The following is a 12,364-nucleotide window of genomic DNA, read 5'->3' as shown; positions in this document are numbered from 1 at the left end:
GAGTCCGTTCGAGGGGTTCGAATCGTCGCCGCGGATCTACGTCCCGACCGATCCCTACTACGTCGAGCGGGCGGCCGGGATCGGGGGAGACGCCGGAGGAGGCGAAGCCGACGGAACCGCGGAGACCGGCGACGCCCGCTTCATCGCCATCATCATCGAGGGGGAGTCCGCCAGCGAGGCGGATATCGACGCCGCCCGCGAGAGCGCCGTCGCGTACCTCGAGAGCGACGCAGCCGACGCGAGCGAGTTCCTCGGCAACGACCTCGAGATAACGTTCCGGACGAGCACGGAGCTGCTCCAGCAGCTGCAGGACGTTCTCGATCTCCTGCAGAACTTCATCGTCGGCATCGCCGCCATCTCCCTGCTGGTCGGGTCGATCGGCATCGCGAACATCATGCTCGTCAGCGTCACCGAGCGCACCCGCGAGATCGGGATCATGAAAGCGGTCGGCGCACAGAACCGGGACGTGCTCGGCCTCTTTCTCACGGAGGCGGTGATTCTGGGCGTCATCGGCGCCGTACTGGGAACGGCGCTCGGTCTCGTCGCGGGCTACGTGGGCGCGTGGTACATCGATCTCCCGCTGGTCTACCCCTACGAGTACGTCGCCCTCGCGATCGCGGTCGGGATCCTCGTCGGGATCCTCTCGGGACTGTACCCGGCCTGGCGGGCGGCGCGGACGGATCCGATCGACGCGCTCCGGTACGAGTGAGTCGTCGCGAGCGTCACTCGTCCCGGTCGGACTCGTGTTCCTCGTGCCATCGCAGCGGGTCGGAGGGATCGGATTCGGCGCCTTCGGCGGCTTCCGGCCGGTCCTCGCGGTTCGATACGTTCGAGCGGTCCGGATCGTCGCGGTCGGTCTCGAACGGCTCCCGCGGCTCTCGCGTCTCCGATCGAGGTCGGTCGTCGGTCGTCGGCGTTCGTTTCCGCCTCGACTCGCGCCCGCTCATTCCGATCGTCTCTCGCGTCTTCGCGTGCCGTTCCGGATACTCACGCGCCAGGTAGGCGCCGAGATACCCGCCGAGCAGCGACAGTCCGACGGTGTAGAGGAACGCGAACAGCACGAGCGCGAGGATCACGAGCACGACGAACGCGAATCCCTCTGCCGGGGCGGCGGCGACGCCCATCCCGAAGCCGACGACCCCGATCGCGAGGAGTGCGACGGCGGCGATCGGGACGAACGTGACCGCGCCGGCGAGGGCGCCGACGAGCGCCCCGTCGCGCTCGTCCGGACCCTCGAGAAATCCTGCGACGGCGCCGCCGATGATCGTCGAGAACGGGACGAACGAGAGGACGATACCGACGACGGCACCGATGATCGCGTTGATGATCGTTCGGCCACTGGCCATACGTGACCGACGACGGGCAGATAGAAAAGCTGGACGGCTGAGTGGGCTGGGGACGAGACGCGGACTCGAGCGTCAGTCGTCGGACGAGTTGCCAGGTTCCGCCTCGACGGGTTCGGCCGGCGTCTCCGACTCCGGCCTCGCGAAGTCCTCGAGCGTCGTGTCGCCGTTGACCTCCTCGGCGAGCAGGTCGACGGCCTCGACGAAGACCGCGACGATCAGCGGGCCGACGACGATTCCGATCGCGCCGAGCGTAAAGAGGCCGCCTGTGAAGCCGACGAAGTAGAGACTGCCCGGCAAGCCGGCGGAGCGGCGGGCGAGTCGCGGTCGAACGGCGATGTCGGGAAACCAGGCAACCAGCCCGATTCCGAGGACGCCGACCAGCGCCGCTGCGGCCAGTTCGCCCGCGGCGACGTGGTAGAGCGCGATCGGTGCGACGAGCAGGCTCGGGCCGATGATCGGGACGAACTGCAAGATTGCGGCGAAGAGCGCGAGCGTGAAGGCCATCTCGTAACCCAGCAGCCGGAACAGCGGGTAGCCGATCAGCAGCGAGGCGACAGACGTGGCGAGTTGCAGCACGTAGATCGCGTACAGCGTCTCCCGGGCTCGAGTGGCGAGCGCGTGGACGACGTCGCGGAACTCGTGTGGAACGGGGGCGATCGCCGCTCGTCCGGCCGCGTCGCCCTTGTACAGTAGCGCGAACAGCAGGATGACGAAGAGGGCGAACTTGATCGCGAGCACCGGAAGCGACGACGCGAGGGAGACGGCGAGGTCGCGCAGGAAGGTCACTGCGAGCGTCTGGACCTCCCCTGCCTCGATCGTGTACGTCACGTCGAGCACCGTGACCGGCATCTCCGGCGGAACGTCCTCGACGAGGGCGATCACCTCGTCGATTCGGAAGTACAGCGTGAGGACGATCGGCGAGAAGACGGCGACCGCGCCCACGAAACCGAGTAGCGTCGCGGCGACGGCGGACGTCCACTCGGAGAGCCCCGCCTGACCAGCCATCCCTGTACGGGAAGCAGAACGTAGGCGACCGTCAGCGCGAAGAGGATCGTTCCGAGGACCTCGAGCAGGATCGCCCCGGTTACGACGCCGAGCGCAGCAACCACACCAGCGAGCACGTGGCGGCGTCGTCGCGCTCCGTTCGCGTTCGCTGTCACACCGGTGAGTCTCAGCCGTCGGATAAAACCTTTCTGTCCCGGACCCGATGCCGGGGAAATCGCCGCGAGAAGACGGACGTCGGTCGATACGGGGTGATCCCGGCGCTTAAGGCGATACGGCGTATCACTACCGCTATGAAACGGCGTTCGGTCGTACGGGCCGTCGGTGGCGGTGGGCTCGCCGGGTTAGCCGGCTGTTTCACCCGCGAAGCGGACGACGAGGAGGAAGCGGAACCGGCCGACGTCGACGACCGGGACGACCCCGAGCCCGAAGAGCCCGACCTCGACGGGACGCTCCGGATCGCCACAACCGAGTCGATGGTCCGCGGCGAGCGAGCCGCCGACGAGCGACTCAGGGAACTCTTCGAGGAGGAGTTTCCCGACGCGGAACTCCAGTGGACGATCCCGGAAGCCGGCCTCGATCACTACGTCCGGCGCGTCCACCAGGAGGCCGAAATCGACGCGGACGTCTACTTCGGGCTCACTCCGGCCGCGCTCGCAGCGGTCGACCGCGAACTCGAGGGGCGCGAACTCTTCCGCCAACTCAACCAGGATCGGATCACAGCGACCGACCGCATCCGCGATGATCTCGAGTTCGGCGATCCGAACGGTCGCGTTCTCCCCTCCGGGGTGCGATACAGCTGTCTCCTCCACGCGGATGACGACGAACTCGAGGCCCCCGAAACGCTCGCTGACCTGACCGAGCCCGAGTACGAGGAGACGCTGCTGATTCCCCATCCCGAGCGCGCCGACTCGGGGCTGGCGTTTCTCCTCTGGACGATCGACGCCTTCGGAACCGACGGCTACCTCGACTACTGGAGCGGACTCCGAGAGAACGGCGCCCGGATCACCGACGGCTGGGCGGCGTCCGACGAGCTCTACGCGGCGGCGGAGCGACCGCTGTCAGTCGCCTACTCGACCGATCCGGTGATCGCCGATCGAGAGGATCGAGATCCGGACCGCTACCGGGTCGCGTTCCCGGACGAACAGGGGTACGAGACACCCTCGGGGTGGCCATCTTCGATCAGGCCGAGAAGATCGATCTCGCCTACGACTTCCTCAACTTCGCCCTCTCGAGCGAGGTGCAGGTCGAACTCGCCGAACGACGGGCCCAGATTCCCGCGGTCAGCAACGCGTTCGTCGATCTCGACGAGGGGTTCGAGGAGCGCGCCGAGATTCCCGCGGAGTCCGTGACTATCGAATACGATCGACTGCGAGGCAGCCTCGAGGAGTGGCTCGGTAACTGGAGCAGCGCGGTCGAGGGCGGCGCGGTGGACACCATCGAAGAGCAGCCGTCGTTACGACAACCGTGACCGGAACCGCTCGAGGCCGTGCTCGAGCATATCGGGACTGACGGGCTGGAACTCGTCGTCGTCGGGCAGGTACGGTCGAACCGAATCCCAGCTATCGCGAGCGTAGCGCTCGTCCAACAGCACGCGAACGCCGACGTCCTCTGGCGAGCGGATGACGCGACCGATCGCCTGGCGCGCCTTCCGCACCGCGGGAATCGTCAGCGCGTACGTGAACCCGTCCTCGAAGGCGTCGTCGTAGGCTCGGCGGACGGCCTTCGTCCGGGGACTCGAGGTGTTGACGATCGGGACGCCACAGACGACGGCCGCCGAGAGCCGGTCACCGCTGTAGTCGACGCCCTCGGTGAGCGTCCCCCGGAGGCTCGTGACGAGCACCTTCCCGTCGCCCGCGAAGAACTCGCTTTTGAGCGACTGGGTGGTCTCGTCGTCGCTCGCGGCGTCGAGCAGGACGGGTTTCTCGATCCGCTCCTCGACGACGCCCGCGGCCCACTCGGCCTCCGCGTAGCTCGGCATGCCGACGAGGACGTTTCCGGGGAGACGAGCGACCTTCGCGATAGCGTCGGCGTAGTGCGTTCTGGTCGGATTGGTCTCTCCGGGTCGCCCCCGGTTCTCGTAGGTGTACTTGGGCGCGGCGACCGCGAAGCTCTCGCGGTTCGTCTCCGGGAAGTGCAGTCCGTACCGCCGTTCGACGACCGGGCGGTCCTCCTCGCGAGCGAGGTAGTCGAGGCCCGTCACCTCGGTGAAGGCATCCATGGGCTCGAGTGTCGCACTCATCAGGATCCCGCCGCCGAAGCTCCCGAGGCGCTCGCCGATGGCGTCGCTCGGCACGCAGTTGTGCAGGGCGAGTCGGGCGGTGTAGGCCCGGCGCCACGAGTCGGCGGGTTCGGTGTCGTCCCAGGTCCGCTCGAGTTCGATCTCCCGGAAGTAGTCGGTGTGGTCGCGGCGGTACCACTCGCCGAGGACGCGACCGACGGCTGGCGCGGCGCGGGTGCGCTCCTCGTCCTCGGCCTCGTTCAGGACGCGCTCGACGACGGCGCCGGCGGCCTCGGCGCGAACCCAGACGGCGTCGCTGTAGCCGGCGTCGACGGCCCACTCGGAGAGTTCGTCCTCGGCGGGTTCCTGCGGGTCGCGTAGCGGGATCTCGTCGTCCGCGAGTTCGGTCAGGTTCGACTTCCACCCCCGGTGAGTCCGGTCGAGATGGGCGGTGACCCGGCGGTCGAGTTCCTGCCGAAGGTCTCGAACGAACTCGAGCGTGCGTGCGAGTTCCTCGAACGAGACGTCGCTGTCCGCCAGTTCTCCGCGAACGAGTTCGGCGTCGGCCGTCTTCGATCCGCCCTCCGCCTGGCGTCCCTCGCGTTCGAACCTGATCGGCTGGATGACCCGCGAGAGTTCGGTTTCGGCGTCGCGCAGGGTCGTGTCGCCGACGCCGTCACTGACCAGGTCCCGCACCCGGGGCTCGAGCATGTGGGCCTCGTCGCAGACGACGAACGTCGAGTCGTCGAGCAGCGCGCCGGTGAAGGTGTTCGTCGTCGTCGGATCGAACGCGTGGTAGTAATTTCCCAGGACGACCTCGACGTGGCCGAGCAGCGCCCCCATCACGGAGTGGGGGCAGGTGCCGTGTCGAACGGATCGCGCGACGAGATCCTCGGGAGTGAGTAGGCCGGCGCTCGTAAAGTCGAACGGGACGGCCTCCGAGGCGTCTCCGTCGCTCTCCTCTTCGGGCAGGTCCTCGAGGTACTGCGCGTAGAACGGGCAGTACTCGGTTTCGGCGCCGACCGCTCCCCCGTCGCCGTACGTCGGCATTTCCGGCGGATAAGCGGCCGTCTCCCCGGCGGTCTCGAGGAACCGGCCCGTCGTTCCGGCCGTCCCGCTGTCGGCGAGTCCGGTCTGTTGCTGGCGCGCCCGCGCGGTCAGCGTGCCGGCCGTCGTCTCCCCGCCCTCACCGGTGAGGTCGCGGGTTCGGTCCCGCAGCGTCTCACAGCGGTCGTAGACGTTGCCGTCGTCGATCCCGCCCGCTCCCTCCCGGTTGTACGGGCAGACGTCGGCCTTGCCGACGAGGGTCAGTCCCGAGATCGGGTTCCAGTCGTCGGGCAGGTTCGCGTTGATCGTCTCGAGGTCGGCCTCGAACTGGCGCAGTTGCTGCTTGACGCTCGTGAGCACGAACACGCGCTCGTAGTCGGTGTCGGGATCGCGCACGAGGTCGATCCCCGCGCTGAGCGCAATCATCGTCTTTCCGGTGCCACAGGCCCCCTCGACGACGGTGTAGCCGTCGTCTCGAGCGGTCTCGATTGCGGTCTCGATACCGTCGACCTGCTCGTCGTAGGGTTGCTCGTGGCCGAAGATCGAGCGCCAGTCCGTCATTCTTGCCGTACTCATCGTCGGTCGTCCATAGCGTTGACGAACTGCGATTGCGGCGGCTTCGAATATAAACGTGCGGACCGGCTCGGCGCAATCGCCCGCTGGCGGGCGACAGCAGCAGCGGGTTACCGGTTCCGGGACTCGGTTGCTCGTTCGATCGTCGCTTCGACGAGTCGCTTTCCGCCGAGCAGACACTCGCGGAGGACGGGTGCGCCGTCGTAGAGCCAGATCAGCGCGGCGAAGGCGGCCATGGCGAACTGGAGCAGGATGTACGTCGAGGGATCGCTCGAGAACAGTTCGTGTCGGTAATGCGTGAAAAACACGAAGAACTGGTCGATGAAGCCGGGACCGTGTTCGTGGGCGTGGAGGTGAGCGTCGCCCCTCTCGACCGGCCACAGGACGATCCAGAAGATGAGGTGGTCGTTCCGGACGTAGCCGTCGACGATGTCAGCGGGCAGGTGCAGGAGGTAGCCGACGGCGAACGCAACGCCAGTTCGGGGTCGGTCGTAGGACCTGGCGAGTGCACCGACGGCGACCGACAGCGGAATCGCGAAGAAGATCGAGTGGCCGAGCGCGTATCCGACCTCGAAAATCTCGTACTCCCACGTCAACGGTTTGTCGATCAGGTCGGGAAGCACCGACGCGAAGACGACCGCGAACGCCTCGAGGCCGCCGGGAGAGTCCCGGTAGTAGGTGTGACAGAACAGCGAGTAGGCGAGATACCCCACGATTGCGTGTTCCCACGGCCACATGATCTGACCCTCGGGCGGCCAGTATAATAATCGTTCTTCCCGAGTTAGTAACGATCGTTGGGGACAGACGTCCCGGTCGCGAGGGACGAGAAGACGGCAAACGCAACGCCTTCCAATCTTCCCCTCCAACGGACCGTATGAGCGATTCTATCGACGTCGACGAGTGGCGCGACGAACTCGAGTCAAAGCGCGCCGAGAAGGACGAGTTCTTCGCCGAGCATCCCCAGTCGCCGATTCCGCCCGAGGATCGCGACGGCTTCGACGGGCTCGAGTACTTCAGCCCGGACTCGGACTACCGCGTCGCCGCGACCGCTACGGTCCACGACGATCCGGAGGTCGTGTTGATGGATACGACCGCGGATCGAGAGATGCGGTATCTTCGGACCGTCACGCTCGAGTTCGAACTCGAACGCGACGACGAGGACCTCGAGGACGGGACGTTCGAACTGGCCGGCTATCAACTCGAGAGCCCCGACGAGGAGCCGATCTTCATCCCGTTCCGGGACAAGACGACCGGTCAGCAGAGCTACCGGGGCGGGCGATACATGGAACTCGCGCCGGATCGGGACCTCGAGACCGGCGACGAACTCGTCGTCGACTTCAACCTCGCGTACACGCCGTTTTGCGCCTACAGTGAGACCTTCGACTGTCCGCTGCCCCCCGAGGAGAACTGGCTCGAGATCGCGATTCCGGCGGGCGAGGGGTTCGAATCGAACTGACGCAGTCAGTGCGAGTGAGACACGGGGGATCGTTTCGACTCGAGCGAGCCCGAGTGAGCAGTATCGGCTCGAAGCTGCACGAAGGGTGTGAATCGACTGACGTGAGCCGAATAGAGCGGAGCGTCGAGCCCGGTTCGAGTGGAAACCAAGGGGTGCGCCGCGCCGTTCGACCCGAAATCAAGGGGCTACGCCGACCGTCAGGAGGGTGCCGTACTCGCGGTAGCGCTCGACCATCGCCTCGCGGGTGTCCCAGTCCTCGAGCGGGAACTCGGCCTCGCCGGGGATCGTGATCTCGCGGTCCGGAACGTTGTCCTGTTCGGCGACGAGGAGTCCCGCGTCGCGGAACGCCTCGCGGTACTGGTCGCGGTCCCAGCGGGTCATCTCGATCGAGATGAACTCCTGCCACTCGCGGGAGTGGACGTTTTCCTCGTAGTAGTTGACCGCGCAGTAGAACGTTCCGCCGGGACGAAGCACGCGGGCGACCTCCTCGAGCGTCTCGTGGGGATCGGCGGCGTAGTAGAACGCCTCCATGGACCAGATGTGATCGATCGAGTCGTCGGCGAACGGGAGCGAACCGAAGTCGCCGACGACGTAGCCGACCTGGCCGTCGTCCGTGTAACCCGCGGCGTTGTGGGCCATCTCCGGCGAGCCGTCGAGTCCGTAGACTCGGCCCGCACCCTTGGTGTCTCGCAGCGCCCGACCGGCGTAGCCGCTGCCACAGCCCAGATCGAGGACGGTATCGCCCGGTTCGACGGGCATCCGCGCGAGCGCGTGCTTGGCGGTGTGCCAGTGGCGCTCCTCCATCCCCCTGTCCTTTCCGCTCGTGGCCCAGTCGTCGAACTCCTCGCGAACGCTCATACGAGACTCATCAGCCCAGAGCATCAAAACGAGTTCGACTCGAGCACAGGCCGTAGAGAGCGGTCTGCTCCGTCGCATCGGAGGCGTACACGCGGCCGGGTGGCTCCGCTCGAAGTAGTGACCGACAGATTCTTTAGGTTGGCCTAAAAAGGTGTGACCGGAGAGGTTTAGGTCGGCCGAAAACCGTGGGCATCGGACGGCCGGCGATCGGACAGCGTTCGCTGTCTCACCCTCTCGACCGCTCTGCTGCGGGTAACCGGAAGGTATTAGTGTTTTAGGCTGGCCTAAACTATATATGCAACGACACGATCTCAGCGGGCGGGGAACGACGATCAACCGCCGGCGATTCCTCGGCGCGGGTTCGGCTGCGGTCGGCACGCTCGCCGTCGCCGGCTGTCTCGACGGTCTCGGCGGTGGAGACGAGGACCCGTTCGATAGTTACGAGCCCCAGGAAGCGGCCGCGGAATCGAGCGCCGTTTCCTGGGACGACCTCGGCGACCTCGAGGGCGAACTGACGATCTACTCCGCTCGGACCCAGGATCAGATCGATCCCCTGTTCGAGAAACTCGAGGACGAGTACGACGATTTCACGATCAAGCGTGACTACGACGACGAGGGCGATCAGCTGGCGAGTATCCTGGAGGAGGGCGAAAACAGCCCGGCGGACGTCTTCTACACGCAATCCTCGGGCGAACTCGCGCGACTCAAGGACGAAGGGCTCGCGCGCGAGCTGCCGGAAGACGTTATCGACGCGGTGGACGACAACTACCGAGACTCGGACGGACAGTGGACCGGTGCGTCCGGCCGGGTTCGTGCCGTGCAGTACAACACCGACCACTTCGACGGCGACGATCTTCCGGACGACATCTTCGCGTACGCCGAAGACGAGCGATTCCGGGACGTTATCTCGACGCGCCCGAATTCGGGGACCTTCCACTCGTTCATCGTCGCGATGATGGAGGAAGAGGGCGAAGACGCGACCCGCGAATGGGTCCGCGCGATGGTCGAGGATCAGAACGCGACGCTGTACAGTAGCGGCTCGGACCAGGCCGAGGCCGTTGCGAGCGGCGAACAGGAGATCGCGCTCGGCAACCAGTACTACGCCGGCCGCATCGTCGACGACGATCCGGACGCTCCCCTCGACGTGACGTTCACCAGTAACGATCCCGGCTGCCTGTTCAACGTCTCCGGCGTCGCCATTCTCGAGGGAGCGGACAAGCCGAACCTCGCGGCGGAGTTTACCCGCCACATCATCGCCGAACAGGGACAGGACTTCTTCGTCGACGTCAACGGAGAGTATCCCGTCGTCGACGGCGTCGAGTACGTCGGCGAACTCCCGACCCTCGACGAGATCGATCCGCTCGAGTTCGACCTGAACAAACTCGGCGACGTCGAGCCCGCCATCGACCTGCTCCGCGAAGAAGGAATGACGGTCTAATCGGACATCTCGCGCCGGTTCTCCGTCTCCGATGCGGTCCGCACTCCGTTCAGCGGCGCGAATCGCCGCCGTCCAGACCGGGACTCGAACGATCCGGCTGACCGGTAATTTTAGGAAGCCCTAAATCCGTTCCGCCGAAACACACCGGTCGAACTACTATCGTGGCATCGAACCGATTCGAGAAACTGTCGAACGCGGGCGAGAAAGTCTCATACCCCGGTTTGACGATTATTAGCGGGTTGATCGCGCTGCTCGTCGCGTCGCCGTTACTGTGGATCGTCCTGCGGGCACTGCAGGTGAATCCGACTCGAGCGGGCGAGTTGGTATTTTCAGCCCGGACCGCCGGTATTCTCCTTACCAGTCTGGGGCTCATGGTCTCGGTGACCGTCCTCTCGGTCGCCATCGGACTCCCGTTGGCGATTCTGACGACCCGAACGAATCTTCCATTTCGCCGGTTCTGGACCATCGTCGCCGCGCTGCCGCTGGTAATTCCGAGCTATATCGGCGCGTTCGCGTTCGTCTCCGCGTTCGGTCCGTACGGAGAAGTGAGTTCGCTCCTCGGTGTTCCGATGCCCCACGTTCGCGGGTTCTGGGGCGCCGTCCTGGTCATCACCCTGTATACGTATCCGTACGTCTTTCTCACCGCACGCGCCGCGCTTCTGTCGATGGACGCCTCGCTCGTCGACGCCGCACGGACGCTGAATGCGGACCGGTTCGAAGCGTTCCGTCGCGTGACCTTCCCGCAGATTCGGCCGGCGATCGCCGCCGGCGCGTTGCTGACCGCGCTCTATGCGATTTCGGACTTCGGAACGCCGGCGTTCATGCACGTCGAGGTGTTCACGAGTGCAATCTACTGGGAGTTCGGCGCGCTCAACGTGGAGTACGCGGCCCTGTTGTCGCTGCAGTTGCTCGCGGTAACTGGCATCGTCCTCCTGATCGAGGCGAACGTTGGACGCGATGAGGATGCGAGCGGCGGAACTCCGAGTGGATCCCAAATTCGGTTGGGCCGGTGGAAGTGGCCGGCGATGGGCACCGTCGCCGGGATCGGTATCTTGACGCTCGCGGTGCCGATCGCGATCTTCGGCGTCTGGATCGTTCGAGGGATCGGCGCCGAAGCCTCGACGTACGCGTTCGAGTGGGAGTACGCCCTCAACTCGGTCTATCTCGCCGGCCTCGCCGCGGTCATCGCCTGTACGTTTGCCATTCCCGTCGGCTATCTGTCGTCGCAGTCAGAATCGATACTCGCCCGACTGTTCGAACGCGTTACGTACGTCGGTTTCGCAGTCCCCGGAATCGTCATCGGTCTCGCGCTCGTCTTTTTCGGTGCGAACTACGTTCCGTTCATCTATCGGGAGGGCGTCGTCCTTCTCGTGTTCGCGTACGTCGTTCGGTTCCTCCCGCAAGCCGTCGGGAGCACGCGGACGTCCGTACTCCAGGTCGACGATCGACTCCCCGAAGCGGCGCGAACGCTGAACGCCGGTCGACTGGAAACCTTCCGCCGAGTAACGCTGCCGCTAATCGCGCCGGGGGTCGTCGCCGGGGGCGTCCTCGTCTTCCTGACCACGATGAAGGAACTTCCGGCAACGCTGATGCTGCAACCGATCGGAATGGAAACGCTCGTGACCCTCATCTGGAGCGCCCACGGAACCGCCCACTACCGGTACGCCGCGCTTCCCGCGCTCATCCTCGTCGTTATCTCCGGACTGTCGATGCTCGTGCTTTTGCGCCAGGAGGACGTCTGACGGTCCGGAATCGGGTTGTATCGCACGAACCGACCGCCCGTGCCCCCGCGAGACACATCCGCAGTATTAAGTCCGTTCCGGAAATTGATCACGCAATATGGAGTACGAACTGGCGATCGACGGGACGCCCGAGACGGTTCCAGGGGGGACCGGGATTCTCTTGCTTCACCCGAGCACCGGTGAGACGGACCGAATCGACACGGATTTCCTCAAGACCGACACCGACAACTTTCTCGTCGTCTCCACGCGGACGACCGCCCGCGAAGTCAGACAGAAACTCGAGTACTACGACGTCGACGAGAACCGCGCCGAGATTCTCGACACGCTGAGCATCGAACGCGGCTACTCGCGACGCTCCAGCGACGCCGTTCACTACGTCGCCGCACCGGACGACGTCGACGGCATCGTCGACCACATCGACGGCTTCCTCGACGATCACGACGGCAAACTCCGGATCAGCTTCGACTCGGTCACCGAACTCGCCTACTACGCCGGCGAGGAACAGGCCCTTTCCGCCGCCGAGCGGATCCTCTCGCTGCTCGAGGAACACGACGCTGTCGGACTGTTCCACCTCTCGGAGGATCCACACGACGAGGCGTTCGTCGACGAGTTCCGCGCGCTGTTCGACGGTACCATCGACCTCGACGAGGACGGCAGCGTCGACGCGAGCTTCTGAACGCA

General features: G+C 65.6%; 10 protein-coding genes and 2 pseudogenes. 7 read left to right on the top strand and 5 right to left on the bottom strand.

What is annotated here, in order from left to right; genetic code table 11:
- Position 1: 1 nt before the first annotated feature.
- Positions 2-709, top strand: a pseudogene (locus NED97_RS00005) (ABC transporter permease); the annotation flags it as partial.
- Positions 710-722: 13 nt separating this feature from the next.
- Here NED97_RS00005 and NED97_RS19805 read toward each other — a convergent pair.
- Both NED97_RS19805 and NED97_RS19800 read right to left on the bottom strand, forming a co-directional pair.
- Entirely contained in the window at positions 723-1,346 is a 624-nt protein-coding gene (locus NED97_RS19805) for a DUF5518 domain-containing protein (protein WP_252488722.1), read from the bottom strand.
- Positions 1,347-1,418: 72 nt separating this feature from the next.
- A pseudogene (locus NED97_RS19800) lies at positions 1,419-2,506 on the bottom strand (AI-2E family transporter).
- Positions 2,507-2,641: 135 nt separating this feature from the next.
- Between NED97_RS19800 and NED97_RS19795 the strand changes: the two are divergent.
- Positions 2,642-3,700, top strand: a complete 1,059-nt coding sequence (locus tag NED97_RS19795) for an ABC transporter substrate-binding protein (RefSeq protein WP_345781213.1) — start codon at positions 2,642-2,644, stop codon at positions 3,698-3,700.
- The gene (locus NED97_RS23260) at positions 3,697-3,819 is read left to right on the top strand and encodes a hypothetical protein (protein ID WP_345781212.1); all 123 of its coding nucleotides are present in this window, start codon (positions 3,697-3,699) and stop codon (positions 3,817-3,819) included. Before NED97_RS19795 ends, NED97_RS23260 begins: the two co-directional genes overlap by 4 nt.
- Here NED97_RS23260 and NED97_RS19790 read toward each other — a convergent pair.
- Positions 3,805-6,177, bottom strand: coding sequence for an ATP-dependent DNA helicase (locus NED97_RS19790; RefSeq protein ID WP_252490663.1), 2,373 nt, complete (start codon positions 6,175-6,177; stop codon positions 3,805-3,807). The genes NED97_RS23260 and NED97_RS19790 overlap by 15 nt on opposite strands.
- A gap of 122 nt (positions 6,178-6,299) precedes the next feature.
- Entirely contained in the window at positions 6,300-6,926 is a 627-nt protein-coding gene (locus tag NED97_RS19785) for a metal-dependent hydrolase (protein ID WP_252488721.1), read from the bottom strand.
- A 137-nt stretch (positions 6,927-7,063) separates the two neighbouring features.
- Here NED97_RS19785 and NED97_RS19780 point away from each other — a divergent pair, with 137 nt between their 5' ends.
- Positions 7,064-7,645, top strand: a complete 582-nt coding sequence (locus NED97_RS19780; protein ID WP_252488720.1) for a DUF1684 domain-containing protein — start codon at positions 7,064-7,066, stop codon at positions 7,643-7,645.
- A gap of 177 nt (positions 7,646-7,822) precedes the next feature.
- Here the strand turns inward: NED97_RS19780 and NED97_RS19775 are convergent, their stop codons facing one another.
- Positions 7,823-8,503: a class I SAM-dependent methyltransferase gene (locus tag NED97_RS19775; protein ID WP_252488719.1), complete on the bottom strand. Its 681-nt coding sequence runs from the start codon at positions 8,501-8,503 to the stop codon at positions 7,823-7,825.
- Between the two features lie 295 nt (positions 8,504-8,798).
- On the opposite strand from NED97_RS19775, the gene NED97_RS19770 reads away from it, so the two are divergent.
- From NED97_RS19770 to NED97_RS19760, 3 genes are all read left to right on the top strand, one after another.
- Positions 8,799-9,941, top strand: coding sequence for an extracellular solute-binding protein (locus NED97_RS19770; RefSeq protein WP_252488718.1), 1,143 nt, complete (start codon positions 8,799-8,801; stop codon positions 9,939-9,941).
- Between the two features lie 161 nt (positions 9,942-10,102).
- Entirely contained in the window at positions 10,103-11,683 is a 1,581-nt protein-coding gene (locus NED97_RS19765) for an ABC transporter permease (RefSeq protein ID WP_252488717.1), read from the top strand.
- A 97-nt stretch (positions 11,684-11,780) separates the two neighbouring features.
- The gene (locus NED97_RS19760; RefSeq protein WP_252488716.1) at positions 11,781-12,359 is read left to right on the top strand and encodes a DUF7090 family protein; all 579 of its coding nucleotides are present in this window, start codon (positions 11,781-11,783) and stop codon (positions 12,357-12,359) included.
- Positions 12,360-12,364 lie beyond the last annotated feature (5 nt).

It is taken from the genome of Natronococcus sp. CG52 (assembly GCF_023913515.1).
In the GTDB taxonomy this organism is placed as follows: Archaea; Halobacteriota; Halobacteria; order Halobacteriales; family Natrialbaceae; genus Natronococcus; species Natronococcus zhouii.
This window is presented reverse-complemented; position numbering and strand designations above follow the sequence as displayed.

Bases quoted from the DNA above. Each gene is read 5' to 3' on its own strand.
- NED97_RS19805 (WP_252488722.1), bottom strand. From the start codon at position 1,346: ATGGCCAGTGGCCGAACGATCATCAACGCGATCATCGGTGCCGTCGTC.
- NED97_RS19795 (WP_345781213.1), top strand. From the start codon at position 2,642: ATGAAACGGCGTTCGGTCGTACGGGCCGTCGGTGGCGGTGGGCTCGCC.
- NED97_RS19790 (WP_252490663.1), bottom strand. From the start codon at position 6,177: ATGACGGACTGGCGCTCGATCTTCGGCCACGAGCAACCCTACGACGAG.
- NED97_RS19785 (WP_252488721.1), bottom strand. From the start codon at position 6,926: ATGTGGCCGTGGGAACACGCAATCGTGGGGTATCTCGCCTACTCGCTG.
- NED97_RS19780 (WP_252488720.1), top strand. From the start codon at position 7,064: ATGAGCGATTCTATCGACGTCGACGAGTGGCGCGACGAACTCGAGTCA.
- NED97_RS19775 (WP_252488719.1), bottom strand. From the start codon at position 8,503: ATGAGCGTTCGCGAGGAGTTCGACGACTGGGCCACGAGCGGAAAGGAC.
- NED97_RS19770 (WP_252488718.1), top strand. From the start codon at position 8,799: ATGCAACGACACGATCTCAGCGGGCGGGGAACGACGATCAACCGCCGG.
- NED97_RS19760 (WP_252488716.1), top strand. From the start codon at position 11,781: ATGGAGTACGAACTGGCGATCGACGGGACGCCCGAGACGGTTCCAGGG.